Consider the following 19,164-nt stretch of genomic DNA (forward strand, 5'->3'; position numbering starts at 1 on the left):
CCAATGCTAGCGCGCGGTCGCCGGGGTTGCCAACCGGGAATTGTTAGCCCGCGCCACCCCCGGCGAGTGCGGTGAGCAGCAGCAGCGCGACGATGTTGGTGATCTTGATCATCGGGTTGACCGCGGGGCCGGCGGTGTCCTTGTACGGGTCGCCCACGGTATCGCCGGTGACCGCCGCCTTGTGCGCCTCGCTCCCCTTGCCGCCGTAATTGCCGTCCTCGATATACTTCTTGGCATTGTCCCATGCGCCGCCGCCGCTGGTCATCGAGATCGCGACGAACAGGCCGGAGACGATGACGCCGAGCAGCATCGCGCCCAATGCCGCGAACCCCTGCGACTGCCCGGCGACCCACGTCACGATGTAATAGACCGCGACAGGCGAGAGGACGGGGAGCAGCGAGGGGATAATCATCTCGCGGATCGCGGCGCGGGTGACGATGTCGACGGTGCGGCCATATTGCGGGCGGCTGGTGCCGGCCATGATGCCGGGGTCGGCGGCGAATTGCGCGCGGACATCCTCCACCACCGATCCTGCCGCGCGGCCGACCGCGGTCATGCCGAACGCGCCGAACAGATAGGGCAGCAGCGCGCCGAGCAGCAGCCCGACGATCACGTACGGGTTGGACAGCGAGAAATCGACGGTCAGATCGGGGAAAAACAGCTTCAGGTCGGTAGTATAGGCGCCGAACAGCACCAACGCGGCGAGCGCGGCGGAGCCGATCGCATAGCCCTTGGTCACCGCCTTGGTCGTGTTGCCGACGGCGTCCAGTGCGTCGGTGCGGTGGCGGACCTCGTCGGGCAGGTTCGCCATTTCGGCGATACCGCCGGCATTGTCGGTGACCGGGCCGTATGCGTCGAGCGCGACGACCATGCCGGCCAGCGCCAGCAACGCGGTGGCGGCGAAGGCGACGCCGATGATGCCGGCGAGCTGGTACGACGCGACCACCGCGACGACGATCACCAGCGTCGGCAGCGCGGTCGATTCGAGGCTGATGGCCAGCCCCTGGATGACGTTGGTGCCGTGGCCGGTGACGCTGGCCTTCGCGATCGACTTGACCGGGCGATAGGCGGTGCCGGTGTAGTATTCGGTAATCCACACCAAGGCGGCGGTAACGGCAAGGCCGATCATCATGCACCAGAACAGGTCCATGCCGGTGAAGCTCTGTCCGGCGACCGGGGCCTGTGCGCCCATTGCGCCTTCGACGGTCAGCGTGTCGCCGCCTGGATCGAGGAAGCCCGCGCCGCCGATGACGGCGTTCAGATCGCCCAGCGCCCAGCTGGCGGCGAAATAGATGGCCGGGACGGCAAGCAGCGCGGTGGTCCAGAAGCCCTTGTACAGCGCGCCCATGATCGACTGGCCCTTGCCGAGCCGGACCATGTAGGTGCCGAGGATCGAGGTGACGATGCACACCCCGCCGACGATCAGCGGCAGCGCCATCAGCCGCAGCAGCTCGGCGGGCGGAGCCTGTACCAACAGCGCGATCGACACCATGGTCAGGCCGATGGTGACGACATAGGTTTCGAAGAGGTCGGCGGCCATGCCGGCGCAGTCGCCCACGTTATCGCCGACATTATCGGCGATGACGGCGGGGTTGCGGGGGTCGTCCTCGGGGATGCCGGCCTCGACCTTGCCCACCAGATCGGCGCCGACATCGGCCGCCTTGGTGAAGATGCCGCCGCCCAGCCGCGCGAAGATCGAGATGAGCGAGGCGCCGAACGCGAGGGCGGTCAGCGCCTCGACGACTTCGCGGTCGCCCGGACCATGGCCGTCGATCGCGACGAGGTACCAGAAGATGCCGGCGATCGCGAACAGGCCCAATCCAGCAACGAGCATGCCGGTGATCGCGCCCGAGCGGAACGCCATGGTGAGCCCGCCTTGCAGCGACCCGCGTGCGGCTTCGGCGGTGCGGACGTTGGCGCGGACCGAAATCTCCATGCCGACATAGCCCGCCACGCCCGACAGCACCGCGCCGATGACGAAGCCGACGGTCGACAGTGCGCCGAGCGTGGGAAAGAGGATGATGGCGACGATGACGCCGACGATGGCAATGGTGCGATATTGCCGGCCGAGATACGCTTTGGCCCCTTCCTGGATGGCGGCGGCGATATCCTGCATCCGCGCATCGCCCGCAGGCGCGTGCAGCACCTGCATACTGGTGAAGATGCCGTAGAGTATGGCCAGCGCGGCACATGCCATGGCCAGGTAGACGATCGTCATCCGCAAACCCCTCCTGAACGGGGCCGCCCGGCTGTCTCGTCGGGTCGATGCCCTTCAAAGGGGGCAGCTTATGCGGATGGGCGGGGGGCGCAAGGGGGAATGCGGCGGGCGGCGTTCGATCCTCCCCATGTTCATGGGGAGGATTTAGTGCTGGTAGCCTAAGCGGTCGGGCAGGGGGATTGGGTGGCCGTTCTGAAGCAGGTGCAGTCCTTCGCCTTCCACGAACCCCCCGATGCGGGTGGCCGCGACCGGCGGCTCGCCATCGCAGGCGAACAGCAATTCGTAATCGTCGCCGGCCGTGGCGGCGGTCATTGCGTCGTGGCCGAACGCCTGCAGCGCATCCGACAGCGGCACGCTCGCTAGGTCGATCGTCACCGCCAGCCCGCTGGCCGCTGCCATGCGGCGGGCGTCGATCAGCAGTCCGTCGGACACGTCCATCATCGCATGGACATGGGGGGCGAGCGCCTGCCCCTCCGCCAGCCGGGGTGTCGGGCGGCGGTAGCGGTTCAGCAGCGTCGCTGGCCCGTCCGCACCTTGCGCGATGGCGAGGCCCGCGCCGGCATCGCCGATCGTGCCGGTGACCCAAAGGCCGTCGCCTGCCCGTGCGCCATCGCGGCGGGGGGCATGGGGGCTGCGGCCGATGGCGGTCAGCGACAGGAGGCGGGGGGCGCCCGCGGGCAGCTTTACCGTATCGCCGCCGAGCAGGGCGCAGGCGAAGGTTCGGAGAACGTCGTCGAGGCCGGACAGGAACGCGCTGTCCCATGCGTCGTCGTCGATCGGATAGCCGAGCATGACCCCGACCGGCACCGCGCCCTTGGCGGCGAGGTCGGACAGGTTGGTCGCCACCAGCTTCCACGCGACATCGGTGGGGGGATCGTGGGACAGGAAATGCACACCTTCGACCAGCAGGTCCTTGGTCAGCACGAGGTCGCCGAGATGCGCGGCGTCGTCGGTCAGGCGGTGGGCACCGGGGTGGAGCGGTAGCGTGCGCAACGCGGCGAGGACGTCGGCTTCGGTCATACGGGCGCGATCCACGCGCCATGGGCATGGGCGGTGGCGAGCATCTGAGCCTCGCCATGGCCGGGCCAGCTCTGGACGATCAACTCCTGGCGTTGCAGGACGCGGTCGGGCTCCATGCGGACCCAGGCGAGCGGGCGGTCGGCGGTGGCGCGGGCCGCCGCTTGCGTCATCATCGTGGTGATCGCGGCGCGGCGGGTGTCGCCGAGATATTGCCAGACGACCGAGTGCATCAGGACGCGGATGACACCCGCCGCTTGCGGTTCGGACAGCGCCGCGCGGAGCCAGTCGACCGCGTCGCCCTGCACCAGATCGACCGGCCGCTCGCGCAGCATCGCGGTGGCGGCGGCGAGCCGGTCTTGCCGCTTGGGCTGGTCGGCCCAGATATAGCCGGCGAGCCGCGCCGCGACCGCCGGAGCGGTCGCGTCGAGCGGCTGGATATCGACGCCGCGCACGCGTTCGATCCGGATCGGAGCGGAAGGCGGTGGGGCTCCGCGCCAGTCGGGGCGGATTGTTACCGGGGCGTCCTGCGGGCCGACGACCACACCGCCCAAATCGAAGCGATAGCGGTCGATCAGCAGGTTGAGGCCGGCGCTCGACCCGATCTCCAGCAGCTCGACCCGCGGGCCGTGACGCTTGGCGACTTCCAGCAGTCCGGTCATCAGGACGGCGGAGCGCATCGGCTCGTTGGTCTGTGGCGGACCGTCGAGCCAGGGCAGGAGCGCGGCGTCGCGGTCGAGCAGGACCCGGCGCAGGATCGCTTGCGGTTCGCCTTCGCCGCCGAATAGCGCGGTCAGCTCGGGATCGATGCCGGTGCGGGCCAGCGCATGCAGGCCGCCGACGAGGCGCAGCGGCAGTGCGTCGGGGATCGGCTCACCCGGCCAGTCGAGCACCGTCCGCCCGGTGCGGCCGTCGCGGGTGAGCGCGGTGGCAAGTGCGTCGCAGACCGCTGCGGTGGTCGGGGCGTCCATCGCCGCGCAGAACGCGGCCTGCTGGCGAAAGGCTTCGCGATTCGTAGCTTCGTCGGCCATGGGGCGCGTGTTGCGCCCGCCCCGCACCCCAAGTAAAGCGCGAACGCCCATGACCGACCCCATCATCATCGCCGTGCCCAAGGGGCGCATCCTCGACGAAGCCATGCCGCTGCTCGCCCGCGCCGGCATCTTGCCCGAGGCGGCGTTCCGCGATCCCGACAGCCGGGCGTTGCGCTTCCGCACCGACCGCGCCGATATCGACCTGATCCGCGTGCGCGCGTTCGACGTCGCGACCTTCGTGGCGCATGGCGCGGCGCAGCTGGGCATCGTCGGGTCGGACGTGCTGGCCGAGTTCGACTATTCGGAGCTGTACGCGCCGGTCGACCTGAAGATCGGGCATTGCCGCATCTCGGTCGCCGAACCCGCGCACATGGCCGAGGGCGACGATCCGCGCGGGTGGAGCCATGTGCGCATCGCCACCAAATATCCGCACACGACCCAGCGCCACTTCGCCGCGCGGGGCGTTCAGGCGGAGTGCGTCAAGCTGAACGGGGCGATGGAACTGGCACCGGTGCTGGGCCTCGCGCCGCGCATCGTCGATCTGGTGTCGTCGGGTCGGACGCTGAAGGAGAATGGTTTAGTGGAAGTCGAAACCATTGCCGAGGTGACGTCGCGGCTGGTCGTCAATCGCGCGGCGTTCAAGACCCGCGAACAGGTCGTGCCGCTGGTCGATGCGTTCCGCCGGGCGGTGGCGGCGTGATCCGGCTGGACGCGGGCGCAGCGGGCTTCGCCGCCGACTTCGCAGCACTGGTCGATGCCCGGCGTGAGGCGGACAGCGATGTGGCGCGCGACGTGACCGCGATCCTGCGCGCGGTGCGCGACGAGGGCGACGCGGCGGTGCGGGCGTTCACCGAGAAGTTCGACGGACATGATCCGGATGCGATCGGCTGGCGGATCGAGCTGGCGACGTGCCGGGCGGCGCTGGACGGACTGGACCCCGAATTGCGGCAGGCGCTCGAGCTCGCGCATGACCGGATCGTCGCCTATCACGCGAAGCAGCGGCCCGAGGATCGCGACGAGGTCGACGCCGACGGCGTCCGGTTGGGCGCGCGGTGGAGCGCGGTCGCGGCGGCGGGGGTCTATGTGCCCGGTGGGCGCGCGGCCTATCCCTCGTCGGTGTTGATGAACGTGGTGCCGGCCAAGGTCGCCGGGGTCGAGCGGATCGTGATGGTCACGCCGACGCCGAAGGGCGAGGTCAATCCGCTGGTGCTGGCGGCGGCGGCTTTGGCGGGGGTCGACGAGGTGTGGCGGATCGGCGGGGCGCAGGCGGTAGCGGCGCTGGCGTACGGGACCGACCGGATCAGGGCAGTCGATGTCGTGACCGGGCCGGGCAATGCCTGGGTCGCGGAGGCCAAGCGGCAGCTATACGGCGTGGTCGGGATCGACATGGTCGCCGGACCGTCCGAGATCGTGGTCGTCGCCGATGGGCAGAACGACCCGGAATGGATCGCCGCCGACCTGCTGAGCCAGGCCGAGCATGATCCGACCAGCCAGTCGATCCTGTTCACCGACGATGCGGGCTTTGCCGATCGGGTCGCGGACGCCGTCGACCGCCAGATCGCCGAGTTGTCGACCGGACAGGTGGCGCGGGCGAGCTGGGATGCGAACGGAGCGATCGTGATCGTCCCCACGCTGGCCGATGCGATGCCGCTCGTCGACCGGCTGGCGCCCGAGCATCTGGAGCTGGCGGTGGGCGATCCCGAGCCTTTGTTCAAAGCGGTGCGTCATGCGGGATCGGTATTCCTCGGGCGATACACCCCGGAGGCGGTGGGCGATTATGTCGCGGGGCCGAACCATGTGCTGCCGACCGGGCGGCGGGCGCGCTTCGCGTCGGGGCTGTCGGTGCTCGACTATATGAAGCGGACCAGCTTCCTGGGGCTGGACGCGGCGGCGCTGGCGAAGATCGGGCCGGCGGCGGTGACGCTCGCGGGGGCCGAAGGGCTGCCGGCGCATGCGCGGTCGGTGGCGATCCGGTTGTAGGACTCCGGTATGCGGGTCTGGTTCTAGCGGGTCTGGACCCCCGCCTGCGCGGGGGTAGGCGGGGCCAAAGTTCACTAAGTTCACACTCGCGCGCATTTCAGCGTCACGCCGCGTTGCGGCAGGGGAGAGCGTCGTGCGGCTTGGGGGGGCGCTCCATTACCGGGAGATCCCAGCCTTCGCTGGGATGACGGTTGGGGCACGGAGGGGGTCTGACGGTTCAAAGAGCGCCGTCACCCTGTCACGCCACACGCGTGTAGGAAAGCGGCCCCTCGACTTCCGCCACCGGGTGGCGCTATGGGGCGGCGCTTATGACCAGCAAGAATTCCCGCCCGCGCGGCGCCCGTCAGGCCCGCGCCGCCGCCCGGTTGGCCGCTGTCCAGGCGCTGTACCAGCATGAGATGGAAGCGACGCCGATCCCGGCGCTGCTCCACGAATTCCACCAGCACCGCCTTGGCGCGACGATCGAAGAGGTCGAATATGCCGAGGCCGACGTCCATTTCTTCGACGATGTCGTGAAGGGCGTCGATGCGCGCCGCGAGGAGATCGACGCGCTGATCGCGGGCAAGCTGTCGAGCGGGTGGACCATCGACCGGCTGGACAAGCCGATGCGGCAGATTCTGCGCGCCGGGACGTATGAGTTGCTGGCGCGGGCGGATGTGCCGGTCGCTGCGGTGATCAGCGAGTATCTCGACGTGGCCGATGCGTTTTACGACCGGCGTGAGAAGGGGTTTGTGAACGGGTTGCTGGATGCGGTGGCCAAGGTGGTTCGGGGGTAATTCTTCCGTTTTCTCTTTTCTCTACCATTCCATCCGCTTGCTTCGAGCTTGTCGAGAACCGTAGTCGAGAAGGGGGTGCCCCAAACGACCGCGTTCTCGACGGACGCTTCTCGACAAGCTCGAAGCTGCTCGAACTAAACGGAGTGGGGAGGTAAGGTCCTGTCAGGGCAGCCACCCCCGGATCGCGGCGTTCACTGCCTCCGGCGCCTCCCACGGCACGAAATGCCCGGCGTCCACCTCCGCCACCGTCAGGTCGGGCACCAGTGCGCCGAGCCCGGCCAGCTGCACCGGCAGCAACGCCTGATCCTGCATGCCCCACACCACCAGCGTCGGCTGCGTCACCGGCGGGAACGGAGCGTCGAGCCATGCGGGACGTTCGGGCGTTTCGCCCGGCGCAGGAACGAGGATCGGTGAGGCGCGGTACCAGTTGAGCATCGCGGTCATCGCGCCGGGATGGGCCCATTCGGCGAGATACGCCGCCTTGTCCTCGCCTGCGATGGTGCGGGTGACGAAGCGGGCGAAGCCGGTGGCGAAGAAGCGCTCCAGCCCGGCACCCACCAGCCCTTGGTCGAGCGACGTGTCGCGGAAGCGGGTCATGTACTGGCTGGCAGCGCGCTGTTCGGGATCGTCGAACAGCGAACGCTGGAAGACCAGCGGATGCGGGGCGTTGCAGATGATCAGGCGTTCGATGCGGTCGGGATGGTGGAGCGCCGCCATCCACGCGATCGCGCCGCCCCAGTCATGGCCGACCAGCGTGAAGCGGTCGATCCCGAGCGCATCGGCGAGCGCAATCAGGTCGGCGACGATCTTTGCCGGGGCGTAATCCTCGACCGCGGGCGGCTTGTCCGAGGCGGCATAGCCGCGCTGGTCGGGGGCGACGACGAAATGGTCGCGGGAAAACTCCGCCAGCTGGTGGCGCCACGTCCGGTGCGATTCGGGAAAGCCGTGGAGGAAGATCATCGCCGGTGCCGACGGATCGCCCGCGACCGCCACGTCGAGCGCGACGCCGGTCGACAGCGCGATGCGGCGCAACGGCATCATGGGTAGCTGACCGTCTTGGGCACTTCGGGGATCGGGATGAATTCCTCGGCATCGTCGGGCACTTTGGGGAAGTTGCCCGCTTTCCAGTCGGCTTTCGCCTGATCGATGCGGTCGCGGCGCGACGAGACGAAGTTCCACCACACATGACGCGGGGTCGTGAACGCCTCTCCCCCGCACAGCATCACCCGTGCGCCGCCCGACGAGCGCAGCGTGGCGGCGATGCCGGGGCGCAGGACGTAGAGCGTCATCGGTTCGAGCGCCACACCGTCCAGCGCGGCATCGCCGTGCGTCAGGTAGAGCGCGCGTTCGTCGGCGCCCGCGTCGATCGGGATCGCGCCGCCGCCCTCCAGCACGATATCGGCATAGATCGTTGCGGCATATTGGGTGGTCGGGGCGGAGACACCCCACAGGTCGCCCATCACCACGCGGGCGCTGGCGCCGCCGCCGCTGACGATCGGCAGTCGGGCGGCTTCGACATGTTCGAACGCCGGGTCGATCTCTTCCTTGTCCTCGGGCACCGCCAGCCAGGTCTGGATACCCGAGAGCAGCGGGCCGCCGGCGCGTTCGTCGGCGGGGGAGCGTTCGGAATGGACGATGCCGTGGCCGGCGGTCATCAGGTTGACCGCGCCGGGTTCGATGCGGGCATGGGTGCCCAGCGAATCGCGATGGTCGATCGCACCGCCGAACAGATAGGTGACGGTGGCAAGGTTGATGTGCGGATGCGGGCGCACGTCGATCCCCTGTCCGGGGTCGAGTTCGGCCGGGCCCATCTGGTCGAAGAAGATGAACGGGCCGACCATCGTGCGCGTCCGGGTCGGCAGCGTCCGGTGGACCTTGAACCCGCCCAGATCATGGGTGACCGGCCGGATCGTCTGCAAAAAGAAGCGGTCGTTCTCCATCAGTCGGCGTCCAGTTCGGGATAGTGGCGGAAGATGCCGTTGTCGTTGAAGGGCAAGCGGCGGTCGCTGGCAAGATAGTCGGCGATGCCGGGCAGCGCCGCCACTGCGTCGCGGATCGCGATCAGTCGGGGCAGATCGGCCGACAGCCGCGCCATCCGCCGGGGAAAGGCATGGCGCAGCCCCTCGATCAGTTGGAACAGCGAGGTATCGACATAGGTCCAGCGATGGTCGATCGCCCACGGGGCGCTGCTGCCGTCGAGCAGGCTTTCGAAATAGGTCAGGAATTTGGGCAGGCGTTCGTCGAGGAATGGCGCGGCGGCGCGGGCGGCCTCGGCACGCTGTTCGTCATAATAGGCGCCCATATCGACCGGATGGTGGACGGCGTGCACTTCGGCAACGAGGTCGGCGATGGTCAACTGCCACTGGTTCGCCCAGATGCGGTCGCGGATGTTCGACAGCGCAAGGCCGTGGCGCTCGCCCAGATACTGCAGGATATTGGCGACCTGGGCGATGCGCAGCCCGTCGAGTTCGAGGAAGGGCGGGGCGAAGGGCGCGCGGGGCGATGCCGCCAGCCGACGCTGCATCGCCTCCACCCCCTCTTCGCGCGCGCGGTCGCGATAGGCGATACCTGCGCCTTCGAGCGCGAGGCGGACGAACTCGCCGCGCCCCTGGATCGTCGGCCAGTACCACAGGTCATAGATCAATCGCCGTCTCCAGGAGCGCGGGCGCGGATCGCCAGCGCGTGAATGCGCGTCGCCAGCAGGTCGGCCAGCGCGTGGTTGACCAGCCGCTGGCGCCCGACGCGCGACTGGCCGGTGAACGCGTCGGCGACGATGTCGACCGAGAAATGGGTCTCGCCGGTGCCGTCGTCGCCCATATGGCCGGCATGGTGGTGGCTGTCGTTGGTGACGGTGAGGGCCTCTGGCGACAGCGCTTCGCGCAGGCGGGTGGCGATCAGGTCGGCGAGGGGCAGGTCGGCGAGGGGGGCGGTGGCGGTGTCGGTCATGCGCCCTATATAACGCGTTTTGCCAAAGGGAGTCGCGTGGCGCGCGAGAAGATCAACAAAGACCGTCCGAATGCCCGCTTCCACGGTCGCGTGGAGGCCAACGGGCGGCCGTGCGAGGTACCGGGATGCGCGGAGGCGGGCGAATTTCGCGCGCCGCCGCTGGAGGGCGCGCCGCAGGGTGGCGAACGGCCGAACGCCTATCGCTGGTTCTGCCTCGACCATATCCGGGCGTTCAATGCGGGGTATAACTATTTCGCGGGGATGACCGCCGAGGAGATCAGCGACGCGCAGCGACCCTATGCCGGGTGGGAGCGCGAGACGCGCGCCTTTGCGCGGGCCGGGACCGATCCGGGGCCGGCCTGGGCCGACTTCGCCGATCCGCTGGACGCGATCGGCGCGAAGTTCCGGACCGTGCGCGAGGCGCGGGCCGAGCGGGAGGACGGACGGCCGCTGAGCCCCGCCGACCGGTCGGCGCTGAAGGTCATGGGGCTGGCGGTGGATGTCGACCGGACGGGGTTGCGGAAACGCTATTCGGAGCTGGTGCGGCTATATCATCCCGACCGGAATGGCGGGGATCGCAGCCATGAGGCGGCGTTGCAGAAGGTGATCGCGGCGTATCAGCAGTTGAAGGGGGCGGTGGCGTTTGCTTGAGGGGGTGTTCCTCTTCCCTTTCCTCATCTACCTCCCCGTTTGCTTCGAGCGCAGGTTCGAGCTTGTCGAGAACCGAAGTCGAGAAGGGGTTGCCCCAAGCGACGAAGTTCTCGACGGACGCTTCTCGACTTCGCTCGAAGCTGCTCGAACCAAACGGGGTGCGGCAGGCGGCGTTACGCCAACCCGACCGCCACCGCCTCCAGCTGTTGCGCGACCATCGCCCAGCCGCCTTCGAACCCCATCTCCGCATGTGCCTGCGCGGTTTCGGCGTCCCAGTGGCGGGCGGCGGCGCGGTAGAGGGTGGCGCCGCCATCGTCCTCGAAGGTGAAGACGCCGACGAACGCCAGCCGCTGCGGCTGCGGGTGCCAGCCGGGGCGCAGCATGTTGGTGAAGACGATGCGCTGGTGCGGCACCACGTCGAGGATCACGCCCTCGCCGGTCATTGCCTCGCCGCCGGGACCGCGCATCGTCGTCGCGAAGCGGCCGCCGGGATGGAGGTCGAGGCCGAGCAGCTCGGTCGTCCACGGACGCGGCGCCCACCATTTGGCCAGATGTTCGGTCCATGCCCGCTAGACGAGGTCGACGGGGGCGGCGATGCGTCGTTCGATCGCCAGTTCGTGTTCATCGGTCATGCGCGCGGTCCTACCAGTCCGAAGCGGGTGCCCATAGGGTCGCTGGCGACGACCGAGAAGCTGCCGCCGGGGATTTCGTCGGGACCCTGCAACACCTGCCCGCCGCCGGCGGTGATGCGATCGGTCGCGGCGTCGATATCGGTGACGTGGACATAATATTGCCAGCCGGGCTGTCCGCCGGGCACCATGCCCATCGCTGCACCGATGCAGGTGTCGCCGCTGTGCAGGAACTTATACTCGCCAAGCGGCCCCATCGGCATGCCCCCTTCCTGTCGCCAGCCGAAGCGGTCGGCGTAAAAGGCGATCGCCGCGGCCTGATCGGGGGCGGTCAGTTCGTTCCAGACGACATGGCCGGGCGTCGCGTTCTCCGATCCGCAGAACGACGTGCTGGCGGCATCGCGCTCGCCGCGCATCAGGTAGAGCGGGGCATGGTGCGGGTCGGTGAGCATCGCCATGCGGCCGACGCCGGGCATGGTGGTCGGCGGCATATGCTGCGTGCCCCCGGCGCCCACGAAATCGGCCGCGGCGGCGTCGACATCGTCGACCGCGACATAGCCGAGCCAGGTCGGTGCCGGCATCGCGTCGGGCATCGCCATCAGCCCGGCGACCGGCTGTCCATCGGGGGCAACGAACAGGCGATAGTCGATGCCGGGCGTGCCCGAATCCTGCAGTGTCCAGCCGATCACGTCGGCGTAGAAAGTCGCCGCCGCATCGATGTCACGGGTCAGCAGTTCGTACCAGATGAAGTCGCCGTGCCGATTCATTTGCCTGCTCCCATCGATTGGTCGAAGATCGGGGTGAAACCGCCGTACAACATGCGCTGGCCATCGAACGGCATCTCGCGTCCGGCCATGCGCGGATCGGCCATGATCGCGCCCCAGCCGGCGTCGCGCGCGGCGCGCGACGGCCATTCGATCCACGAATAGGCGACGACCTCTCCCGGCTCCAGCGCGACGGCGCGGGGGAAGTCGGTGTGCGTGCCGGTGGGCACGTCGTCGCCCCAGCATTCGACCACGCGCACCGCGCCATGTTCGACGAACAGCCGCGCGGACTGCGCTGCGAAGTCGGTATAGGCGGCGCGGGCGTCGGTCGCGACCGGGGTCAGGCAGCCATCGACATAGCCGGTCGTGCCGGACCCGCGTTCGTCGACGATGACGGCGAACCCGCCATAGATCATGCGCTTGCCATCGAACGGCATGTCGAGTTCGGCCATGCGCGGATCGGCCATCATCGCCGCGCCCGCCGCATCGCGGGTCGCCCGGTCGGGATATTCGATCCAGCTGAACAGCACGTCCTCCCCTTCGGCCAGCGCGACCGTGCGGGGGAAGTCCGTGATCTTGCCCGGCGAGACGTCGTCGGCCCAGCATTCGACCAGCCGGGTGGCGCCGAGATCGGCGAAGATCGCCGCCGCCGCCGCGACATGCGCTTCATACGCCGCGCGACCGTCGCGCGGGACGGGGGTCACGAAACCGTCGATATAGGTCATGCCTGCTCTCCCTTCGCAGCCCATTCGGCATAGCCGGCGGGCGGTTCGCCGGTGAACCCGGCCATTTGAGCCGCCAGCGCGCGCCGAAAGGCGGGCCGGGCGGTACCGCGTTCGACATAGGCGGTCAGCGTCGGATGCGCGGCCAGCAGATCGCTGCCCTCCATGATCCGCAGCACCGCGACCATCATCAGGTCGCCGATGCTGAAATCACCGTCGAACCACGGCCGGTCGCCCAGCCGCGCCGCGACCTCCCCCAGCCGTTCGGCGATGCGCGCCTCGATGGCGGGCAGGCGCGGTTTCGACCACGGCTCGTCGCGTTCGAACAGGGTGGCGACGGCATGGTCCATGATCGGCGGTTCGACGGTGTTGAGCGCGGCGAACAGCCATTCGGTCGCCCGCGCCCTGCTGGCCGGATCGGTCGGCAACAGCACGCCATGACGCTGCGCGACATGCAACACGATCGCACCCGATTCGAACAATGTCAGGTCGCCGTCCTGATAGGTCGGCACCTGTCCGAACGGTTGCAGCGCGCGGTGGGCGGGCGCCTTTTGCGCGCCCTGCGACAGATAGTGGACGTCATAGGGCTGACCAGCTTCTTCCAGGATCCAGCGGACGCGCAGGTCGCGGACCTGCCCCTTCGCAAAGTCGGGGACCCAGTCGAATGCGGTGATGACGGGACGGGTCACGGGTGCTGCTCGGCATGCGCCGCCACGTCCATGGTGAACGGGCCCCACCCATGGCCGTCGAGATCGGCGAATGCGCGGCTGTACATATAGCCCTCGTCCTGCGGATCGTGGAGTTCGCGTCCGCCCGCGGCGATCGCCGCGTCGGTAATCGCGTCGACCGCGGCGCGATCGTCGAACGACAGCGCCAGCAGCACGCCACTTTCGGTATGTGCGTCGATGATCCGCTTGGGCGTGAAGGTGGCGTAGAAATCCCGGTCGAGCAGCATGATGTGGATAGTATCGGACCAGACCATCCCCGATCCGCGATCGTTCGAGAATTGCTCGTTCTTCGTAAAGCCGATCGCTTCGTAGAAGGCGGTCGCCGCGGCGACGTCGGTAACGGCTAGGTTCACGAAAATCATCTTCGGCATGACACCCTCTCCCCAAGGTCGTGACGAATCGCTGTTTGTGTTGGGTGCGCCCATCGGTTACAAAAAGCAACGATGGGGTTAGAAAAAGTAACCAAGGAAGCGAAGCGGCGGTACGACGATGCCTGTGGCGCGGCGCTGGGCATGGAATATGTCGGCGAACGCTGGGCGTTACTGCTGATGCGCGAATTGCTGCTGGGGCCGCGCCGCTTCGGCGAAATCCGCGCCGGACTGCCGGGGATCAGCGCGAACGTGCTGACGCAGCGGCTGGGCGGGCTGGAGTCGGCGGGGATCGTCGAGCGGCGGCGGCTGCCGTCGCCCGCCAATGCGCAGGTCTATGCGCTGACGCCGTGGGGGCAGGAGGCGGAGCCGGTGGTGCTGGCGCTGGCCAAATGGGCGCTCAGGTCGCCGACGCACGACCCGTCGCTGCCGTTTTCGGCGGTGTCGCTGATGCTGTCGCTCAAGATGCTGCTGGTGGTCGAGCGGGCGGGGGATTGGCGGGCAACCGTCGCGTTCCGCTTCGGCGATGATGCGTATGTCGCGGTGCTGGCGGACGGAACGCTGGCGGTTCGGCGCGGGGAGGCCGGGGACGCCGATGCGACGCTGTCGGGCAGTCCCAGTGCGTTCCTGCCGGTCGTCTATGGGGCCATGCCGCTGGCGATGGCCGATGCGATCACGGTTACGGGGAACCGGGCCATCGCCGAACGGTTCACGACGCTGTTCCGATTGCCGCCGAAGGTTGAGTAGGCGGCCCGCTTCGTCCTAAAGGACGCCGCGACGCATCTTGGCGCCCCCGCGAAAGGCCCGCATGACCACCGATACTATGCCCCAGCCGTCCGAGACCACGATCCTGAACGCCCCCGACCGGATGGTGAAGGTGCGTGACCTGTTCGGCATCGACAGCGATATGGAAGTCCCGGCTTTCTCGGTCGCCGACGAACGCGTGCCCGATGCCGATCCGGCCTATGTGTTCGATCCCGACACCACGCTGGCGATCCTTGCGGGCTTTGCGCACAACCGGCGGGTGATGGTGCAGGGCTATCACGGGACCGGCAAGTCGACGCATATCGAACAGGTCGCGGCGCGGCTGAACTGGCCGTGCATCCGCATCAACCTCGACGCGCATATCAGCCGTATCGACCTGATCGGGCGCGACGCGATCGTGCTGAAGGACGGGCAGCAGGTCACCGAGTTCCGCGAGGGGCTGTTGCCATGGGCGCTGCAGACGCCGACCGCGTTGGTGTTCGACGAATATGACGCGGGCCGCCCCGACGTGATGTTCGTGATCCAGCGCGTGCTGGAAACCGAGGGCAAGCTGACGCTGCTCGACCAGAACCGCGTGATCCGCCCGAACCCCTATTTCCGGCTGTTCGCGACCGCCAACACGGTGGGTCTGGGCGATACGTCGGGCCTGTATCATGGCACGCAGCAGATCAATCAGGGGCAGATGGACCGGTGGAACATCGTCGTCACGCTGAACTACCTGCCTGCCGCGACCGAGGCGCGGATCGTGCTCGCCAAGTCGGGCGAATATGACAAGGTCGGCGGCAAGGAAGCGGTCGAGAAGATGGTGCGCGTGGCGGACATGACGCGGCGGGGGTTCGTCAATGGCGACATCTCTACTGTGATGAGCCCGCGGACGGTCATCACCTGGGCGCAGAACGCGCTGATCTTCGGCGATGTCGGCTTTGCGTTCCGGCTGTCGTTCCTGAACAAGTGTGATGAGGCGGAGCGGGCGCTGGTGGCGGAATATTACCAGCGGGTGTTCGGGAAGGATTTGCCCGAGAGCGTGGTGGCGAAGGCGTAACGCGGGCACACCACCGTACCCCCGCCTGTGGGGGGGCGGTGGTGTGGAGACCGGTGTCGCACCATCGATCGGTCCGCTCCGTCCGCCGTGAGTCTCATTGACTCCCCTGTCAGCAACGCCCATCATTCCGCCATGGCACACCAGCATCCGCTTGCCGTCGCGCCCGGCGACATCGATCATATGGGGCACGTCAACAATGCCGTGTACCTGTCATGGGTGCAGGACGCCGTCGTCGCCTATTGGGAGCGGGTCGCGCCGGCCGATGCGGTCGCCAAGCACCTGTGGGTCGCGCTGAAGCACGAGATCACCTATCGCCGGCCCGCCTTCCTCGACGACACGATCGTCGCGACGGTGGTGGCCGAGCGGGTTGAGGGGGTGCGCGCGTACTTTTCCACGCTGATCCAGCGCGGCGAGGAGGTGTTGGCCGAGGTGCAGAGCACGTGGTGCTCGCTCGATTCGATCACCAAACGCCCGGCGCGGGTGGCGCGCGACGTGGTGCATCGCTTCCTGCCCGAATAACGATTTCGGTTTTTGCAATTGCGATAATAACCTGTGCAGTTGCGATGCTGCACTGCACAAGCGCATATCTCCGGCAACGAAACGACGCATGAGCGTCGACCCCAACCAGCCGGAGAACAGACCATGCGCAGCTTTGCCGCCGCCGCCGCCTTTCGCGTTGCCCTAGTCGCTGCGGGCATGCTGATCCCGACGCTCGCGTCGGCCAACGAGCTGGAGCGTGACGGGTACAAGTTCGCCTATACCCGCAGCGTGACCGACACCGGCGACACCGTGCTGGCCGGCACCGTCACGACCAGCGGCGAACCGTTCCGCCTGGTCGTGCGCGACCGCACCGTGTCGGGTGATGTCGGCGGCCGCCCGGTCCGCTTCCGTATCGCCAAGCCGTTGAACGGTTCGGCGCAGGTTGCTGCTCGCTAAGCGCTTTCGGCTCCCTGCCGGCTTTGACGCCCGTTCCCGAAAGGGGGCGGGCGTTTTTGTGTTTGGAGTAGCCAGCGGCGTGGTGTGTGGAGCTGGCCGGGGATGGGTTCACGCGAAGGCGCGAAGGCGCGGAGGGTGACGTTCGGGGCTTGCGTCCCCCGCGTCAGCGGCTTCATGCCCGGTTGCAACGGAAGAGGTTGTCTCCCGATCGCGAGACGCTTGCCCGGTTCTCCCTCCGCGTCTTCGCGCCTCCGCGTGAATCCACCTTCTACTTCGATGCCATCCCGGCATAATCGATCCGCCACAGCCGGAGCGGCGAACCCTTGGGCAAGGCGACCGGGCTAAGCCACGCCGGCACCTTGTTATGCGCCAGCAGGTCGTAGAAGCCGCCGGGCGAACGGGCGCGGTAGTTGGTCGTCTCCGCCATGTTGGGGCAGGTCAGCAGATAGGTCGCGTGGTGCCGCCGGGCGATGGTGCGGAAATTCTCCGGGTCGCCCATGAACGCGTGGTGCACGTCGAGGATCGCGTCGCCGTTGCGGTGGTACGGGCCGGTGATCCCGTCATGATGCGTCGCGACGATCAGGCGGGGTCCGAGGTCGACATGGGTGAACATGACGGCGGCGGGAATGCGGTTCAGCGCCTGTAGCGCGGGCAGACTGGCGCAGCGCGATCCGGCCCGCAGTACCGTCTTCGTCCGGTTGTCGGGCGGATCGATGCGCAGCTTCTGCACGACGAAGCCGACCGCCATGCTGGAGAGGACCAGCACCGCCGCGACGGTGCCGAGGATGCGGACCGCCCGGCTCTTGCGGCTGAGCAGCCATGGCAGCACGACCCAGGCGAGCGCAACGGCGCCCGGCACCGCGAGCAACTGTGCGGCGGGGCCGGAGCGGATCTGCCAGAACAGCATCGCGACGGCGAAAGCGGTGAACAGCGTGATCGCCGCCCATGGCACGATCGTCGGCCCGCGCCGTGCGCGCCACGTCGCGAAGAAGGTGCCGAGCAACCCGATGATCGGACCGGTGATGATCGGCAGGATCGTGCGCCACGGCATCGCATAGAGCGGCTTGGCCTCGCGCACATTGTTCAGCCAGATGCGCGACAGTTCCTCCGACACGCCTTCGGGACGCTGGAGGCATTGCGGGAACAGCAGGGCGAAGGCGCCGGCAAGTGCCCCGCCGGCGATCAGCGCGAGGATCAGGCGCACGATGCGGTTGGCCGGCGCGATCCACGCCAGCAGCACCAGCAGCGCGCCACCCGCGACCACCGCCGACAGCCATACCGGGGTCAGCGCGTCGCAGCGCATCGCGTAATTGACGGTCGAGGCGAAGGCGACGAACCCGATCGCGCTCGCGCCGGCCAGCGTCGCGCCATAGACCATCAGCCGCCGCGCTTCCGAACGGTCCCACACCCAGCGCAGCGCGACGATCGCGCCGGCCATCGCGCAATAGGGCAGCAGTTCGAGACCGATGGTCAGCGAAAACGCCGACGACAGCCCGACGACCATCCCGCCACGCGCCTGTCTGCGATCGGCGAGCCCGGCAACGGTCCAGGCGAGGCAGGCGAGCTGCCACCCGTGATGGTCGATGCGTTCAGGCATGAACATCAGCAGTGTCGACGAACAGCCGAACAGGAACAGGATGGCGAGCGGCCACGCGACCGGCGCGACCAGTCGCCGCACCGTCACCGCCAGCGCCGCCATCGCCACCCCCATCGGCAGCAGCGGAGCAATGCCGACGGCCAGCTTTTCCGCCCAGACCGGCCCGGCAAAGGGCTTGAGCAACAGGATCAACCCGGCGATCGGCAGGTCGACCAGCCGCGACCAGTGGATATCGAGCCCGCCCGGCGGGTTCAGCCGGTATTGGCGCAGGTCGTACCAGCCCTGACCGCCCATCCATGCGCGGACCTGCATCAGCCGCATATTGTCGTCGGTGTCCGACAGCGCCAGCCAGTGTACCGCGTTCCACCGGTCCCACAGGAACCATGCAGCGATCGCGACCCAGGCGAGGATCAGCCAGCGCTGCCAATGGCTGTCGAGCGGATGCGGGCGGACAGGTATGTCGGTCAAAATCGCTTCCCCCGCGCCCTTGCGCATTCTACGGCAGGCCGTTCTGCCATGGTGGCAGTGGAGGCGCTGTATCGGATGGCGCGCAAAGGACAAGGGTGGCACGCGGGTGATCGCGCGGATCGAACGGTTGATGAACGACGGCGTGCTGGGGCAGTTGATCCGCTTCGGTATCGTCGGTGGACTGTCGACGGTGATCTATTCGGCGGTCTATCTGCCGCTGGTCTATCATGTCCTGCCGACCGGCTATGCGTTCGTGGCGGTCGTGCCCGCCTTCGTCGTCTCGGCGGCGTTCGGCTGGGTCGCGCATGGTCGCTGGAGCTTCCAGGGGCACGGCACGCGGACCGAAGGCGCCGAACAGCCGGTCAGGTTCCTGTTGGTGCAGGGGTTCGGCATGGTGCTGAACGGACTCTTCACCTTCGGCATGGTCGATATCGCCGGACTGGCCGATTGGGCACCGTTGGTCCCCGCCGTGCTGGTCACCCCCTTCGCCACCTTCGCGCTCAATCGTTCATGGGTATTCGGATAA

At 68.1% G+C, this 19,164-nt stretch carries 22 protein-coding genes; 9 read left to right on the plus strand and 13 right to left on the minus strand.

Going from position 1 to position 19,164, the window contains the following annotated elements; genetic code table 11:
• Positions 1–43: 43 nt before the first annotated feature.
• The 3 genes from MF610_RS12255 to MF610_RS12265 all read right to left on the minus strand — a co-directional run bounded on the left by MF610_RS12255 (position 44) and on the right by MF610_RS12265 (position 4,266).
• On the minus strand, positions 44–2,218 hold the full coding sequence (locus tag MF610_RS12255; RefSeq protein ID WP_242196941.1) for a sodium-translocating pyrophosphatase: 2,175 nt from the start codon (positions 2,216–2,218) through the stop codon (positions 44–46).
• A gap of 144 nt (positions 2,219–2,362) precedes the next feature.
• A complete protein-coding gene (thiL, locus tag MF610_RS12260) occupies positions 2,363–3,238 on the minus strand; it encodes a thiamine-phosphate kinase (RefSeq protein ID WP_242196944.1) in 876 nt (291 codons plus the stop codon).
• The gene (locus MF610_RS12265) at positions 3,235–4,266 is read right to left on the minus strand and encodes a DUF2332 domain-containing protein (protein ID WP_242196947.1); all 1,032 of its coding nucleotides are present in this window, start codon (positions 4,264–4,266) and stop codon (positions 3,235–3,237) included. Before MF610_RS12265 ends, thiL begins: the two co-directional genes overlap by 4 nt.
• Before the next feature lie 49 nt (positions 4,267–4,315).
• On the opposite strand from MF610_RS12265, the gene hisG reads away from it, so the two are divergent.
• From hisG to nusB, 3 genes are all read left to right on the plus strand, one after another.
• Positions 4,316–4,966, plus strand: coding sequence for an ATP phosphoribosyltransferase (gene hisG, locus MF610_RS12270; RefSeq protein WP_242196950.1), 651 nt, complete (start codon positions 4,316–4,318; stop codon positions 4,964–4,966).
• Positions 4,963–6,246 (plus strand): histidinol dehydrogenase, encoded by a 1,284-nt coding sequence (hisD, locus tag MF610_RS12275; protein ID WP_242196953.1) that lies wholly within the window; start codon positions 4,963–4,965, stop codon positions 6,244–6,246. The genes hisG and hisD overlap by 4 nt, the downstream gene beginning before the upstream one ends.
• Before the next feature lie 308 nt (positions 6,247–6,554).
• Positions 6,555–7,022, plus strand: coding sequence for a transcription antitermination factor NusB (gene nusB / locus MF610_RS12280; protein ID WP_242196955.1), 468 nt, complete (start codon positions 6,555–6,557; stop codon positions 7,020–7,022).
• Between the two features lie 162 nt (positions 7,023–7,184).
• Here nusB and MF610_RS12285 read toward each other — a convergent pair whose 3' ends face one another.
• From MF610_RS12285 to MF610_RS12300, 4 genes are read right to left on the minus strand one after another with little or no spacing between them, the layout of a single operon-like run.
• Positions 7,185–8,063, minus strand: coding sequence for an alpha/beta fold hydrolase (locus MF610_RS12285; protein ID WP_242196958.1), 879 nt, complete (start codon positions 8,061–8,063; stop codon positions 7,185–7,187).
• Positions 8,060–8,962, minus strand: coding sequence for a pirin family protein (locus tag MF610_RS12290; RefSeq protein WP_242196961.1), 903 nt, complete (start codon positions 8,960–8,962; stop codon positions 8,060–8,062). The genes MF610_RS12285 and MF610_RS12290 overlap by 4 nt, the downstream gene beginning before the upstream one ends.
• On the minus strand, positions 8,962–9,666 hold the full coding sequence (locus tag MF610_RS12295; RefSeq protein WP_242196964.1) for a glutathione S-transferase: 705 nt from the start codon (positions 9,664–9,666) through the stop codon (positions 8,962–8,964). Before MF610_RS12295 ends, MF610_RS12290 begins: the two co-directional genes overlap by 1 nt.
• Complete coding sequence (locus MF610_RS12300; protein WP_242196967.1) at positions 9,663–9,968, minus strand: BolA family protein; 306 nt, start codon at positions 9,966–9,968, stop codon at positions 9,663–9,665. Before MF610_RS12300 ends, MF610_RS12295 begins: the two co-directional genes overlap by 4 nt.
• Positions 9,969–10,004: 36 nt before the next feature.
• Between MF610_RS12300 and MF610_RS12305 the strand changes: the two genes are divergently transcribed.
• The gene (locus tag MF610_RS12305; RefSeq protein ID WP_242196970.1) at positions 10,005–10,619 is read left to right on the plus strand and encodes a J domain-containing protein; all 615 of its coding nucleotides are present in this window, start codon (positions 10,005–10,007) and stop codon (positions 10,617–10,619) included.
• 173 nt (positions 10,620–10,792) lie between these two features.
• Here the strand turns inward: MF610_RS12305 and MF610_RS12310 are convergent, their stop codons facing one another.
• The 5 genes from MF610_RS12310 to MF610_RS12335 all read right to left on the minus strand — a co-directional run bounded on the left by MF610_RS12310 (position 10,793) and on the right by MF610_RS12335 (position 13,833).
• Positions 10,793–11,170, minus strand: coding sequence for an SRPBCC domain-containing protein (locus MF610_RS12310; RefSeq protein ID WP_277924105.1), 378 nt, complete (start codon positions 11,168–11,170; stop codon positions 10,793–10,795).
• Between the two features lie 77 nt (positions 11,171–11,247).
• The gene (locus tag MF610_RS12315; protein ID WP_242196973.1) at positions 11,248–12,015 is read right to left on the minus strand and encodes a VOC family protein; all 768 of its coding nucleotides are present in this window, start codon (positions 12,013–12,015) and stop codon (positions 11,248–11,250) included.
• Positions 12,012–12,737 carry a DUF1428 domain-containing protein gene (locus MF610_RS19175; protein ID WP_339328528.1) on the minus strand — a complete coding sequence of 242 codons (726 nt, stop codon included), beginning with the start codon at positions 12,735–12,737 and terminating at the stop codon, positions 12,012–12,014. Before MF610_RS19175 ends, MF610_RS12315 begins: the two co-directional genes overlap by 4 nt.
• Complete coding sequence (locus MF610_RS12330) at positions 12,734–13,423, minus strand: glutathione S-transferase family protein (protein ID WP_242196976.1); 690 nt, start codon at positions 13,421–13,423, stop codon at positions 12,734–12,736. The genes MF610_RS19175 and MF610_RS12330 overlap by 4 nt, the downstream gene beginning before the upstream one ends.
• Positions 13,420–13,833 carry a VOC family protein gene (locus tag MF610_RS12335; protein WP_242196979.1) on the minus strand — a complete coding sequence of 138 codons (414 nt, stop codon included), beginning with the start codon at positions 13,831–13,833 and terminating at the stop codon, positions 13,420–13,422. The genes MF610_RS12330 and MF610_RS12335 overlap by 4 nt, the downstream gene beginning before the upstream one ends.
• A 72-nt stretch (positions 13,834–13,905) precedes the next feature.
• Here MF610_RS12335 and MF610_RS12340 point away from each other — a divergent pair, with 72 nt between their 5' ends.
• From MF610_RS12340 to MF610_RS12355, 4 genes are all read left to right on the plus strand, one after another.
• Entirely contained in the window at positions 13,906–14,577 is a 672-nt protein-coding gene (locus MF610_RS12340) for a winged helix-turn-helix transcriptional regulator (protein ID WP_242196982.1), read from the plus strand.
• Between the two features lie 61 nt (positions 14,578–14,638).
• Complete coding sequence (gene cobS, locus MF610_RS12345) at positions 14,639–15,637, plus strand: cobaltochelatase subunit CobS (protein ID WP_242196985.1); 999 nt, start codon at positions 14,639–14,641, stop codon at positions 15,635–15,637.
• Between the two features lie 132 nt (positions 15,638–15,769).
• Positions 15,770–16,156: an acyl-CoA thioesterase gene (locus MF610_RS12350; RefSeq protein ID WP_242196989.1), complete on the plus strand. Its 387-nt coding sequence runs from the start codon at positions 15,770–15,772 to the stop codon at positions 16,154–16,156.
• 123 nt (positions 16,157–16,279) lie between these two features.
• Positions 16,280–16,573 carry a hypothetical protein gene (locus MF610_RS12355; protein WP_242196991.1) on the plus strand — a complete coding sequence of 98 codons (294 nt, stop codon included), beginning with the start codon at positions 16,280–16,282 and terminating at the stop codon, positions 16,571–16,573.
• Between the two features lie 268 nt (positions 16,574–16,841).
• Here the strand turns inward: MF610_RS12355 and MF610_RS12360 are convergent, their stop codons facing one another.
• The gene (locus tag MF610_RS12360; protein WP_242196994.1) at positions 16,842–18,638 is read right to left on the minus strand and encodes an AcrB/AcrD/AcrF family protein; all 1,797 of its coding nucleotides are present in this window, start codon (positions 18,636–18,638) and stop codon (positions 16,842–16,844) included.
• Between the two features lie 106 nt (positions 18,639–18,744).
• Between MF610_RS12360 and MF610_RS12365 the strand changes: the two genes are divergently transcribed.
• Positions 18,745–19,164 (plus strand): GtrA family protein, encoded by a 420-nt coding sequence (locus MF610_RS12365; RefSeq protein WP_242196997.1) that lies wholly within the window; start codon positions 18,745–18,747, stop codon positions 19,162–19,164.

This window comes from Sphingomonas hankookensis (assembly GCF_022664465.1).
Classification (GTDB): domain Bacteria; phylum Pseudomonadota; class Alphaproteobacteria; order Sphingomonadales; family Sphingomonadaceae; genus Sphingomonas; species Sphingomonas hankookensis.

Coding starts and splice junctions, on each gene's coding strand:
- MF610_RS12255 (WP_242196941.1), bottom strand. CDS start 2,218: ATGACGATCGTCTACCTGGCCATGGCATGTGCCGCGCTGGCCATACTC.
- thiL (WP_242196944.1), bottom strand. CDS start 3,238: ATGACCGAAGCCGACGTCCTCGCCGCGTTGCGCACGCTACCGCTCCAC.
- MF610_RS12265 (WP_242196947.1), bottom strand. CDS start 4,266: ATGGCCGACGAAGCTACGAATCGCGAAGCCTTTCGCCAGCAGGCCGCG.
- hisG (WP_242196950.1), top strand. CDS start 4,316: ATGACCGACCCCATCATCATCGCCGTGCCCAAGGGGCGCATCCTCGAC.
- nusB (WP_242196955.1), top strand. CDS start 6,555: ATGACCAGCAAGAATTCCCGCCCGCGCGGCGCCCGTCAGGCCCGCGCC.
- MF610_RS12285 (WP_242196958.1), bottom strand. CDS start 8,063: ATGATGCCGTTGCGCCGCATCGCGCTGTCGACCGGCGTCGCGCTCGAC.
- MF610_RS12290 (WP_242196961.1), bottom strand. CDS start 8,962: ATGGAGAACGACCGCTTCTTTTTGCAGACGATCCGGCCGGTCACCCAT.
- MF610_RS12300 (WP_242196967.1), bottom strand. CDS start 9,968: ATGACCGACACCGCCACCGCCCCCCTCGCCGACCTGCCCCTCGCCGAC.
- MF610_RS12315 (WP_242196973.1), bottom strand. CDS start 12,015: ATGAATCGGCACGGCGACTTCATCTGGTACGAACTGCTGACCCGTGAC.
- MF610_RS19175 (WP_339328528.1), bottom strand. CDS start 12,737: ATGACCTATATCGACGGTTTCGTGACCCCCGTCCCGCGCGACGGTCGC.
- MF610_RS12335 (WP_242196979.1), bottom strand. CDS start 13,833: ATGCCGAAGATGATTTTCGTGAACCTAGCCGTTACCGACGTCGCCGCG.
- MF610_RS12340 (WP_242196982.1), top strand. CDS start 13,906: ATGGGGTTAGAAAAAGTAACCAAGGAAGCGAAGCGGCGGTACGACGAT.
- cobS (WP_242196985.1), top strand. CDS start 14,639: ATGACCACCGATACTATGCCCCAGCCGTCCGAGACCACGATCCTGAAC.
- MF610_RS12350 (WP_242196989.1), top strand. CDS start 15,770: ATGGCACACCAGCATCCGCTTGCCGTCGCGCCCGGCGACATCGATCAT.
- MF610_RS12355 (WP_242196991.1), top strand. CDS start 16,280: ATGCGCAGCTTTGCCGCCGCCGCCGCCTTTCGCGTTGCCCTAGTCGCT.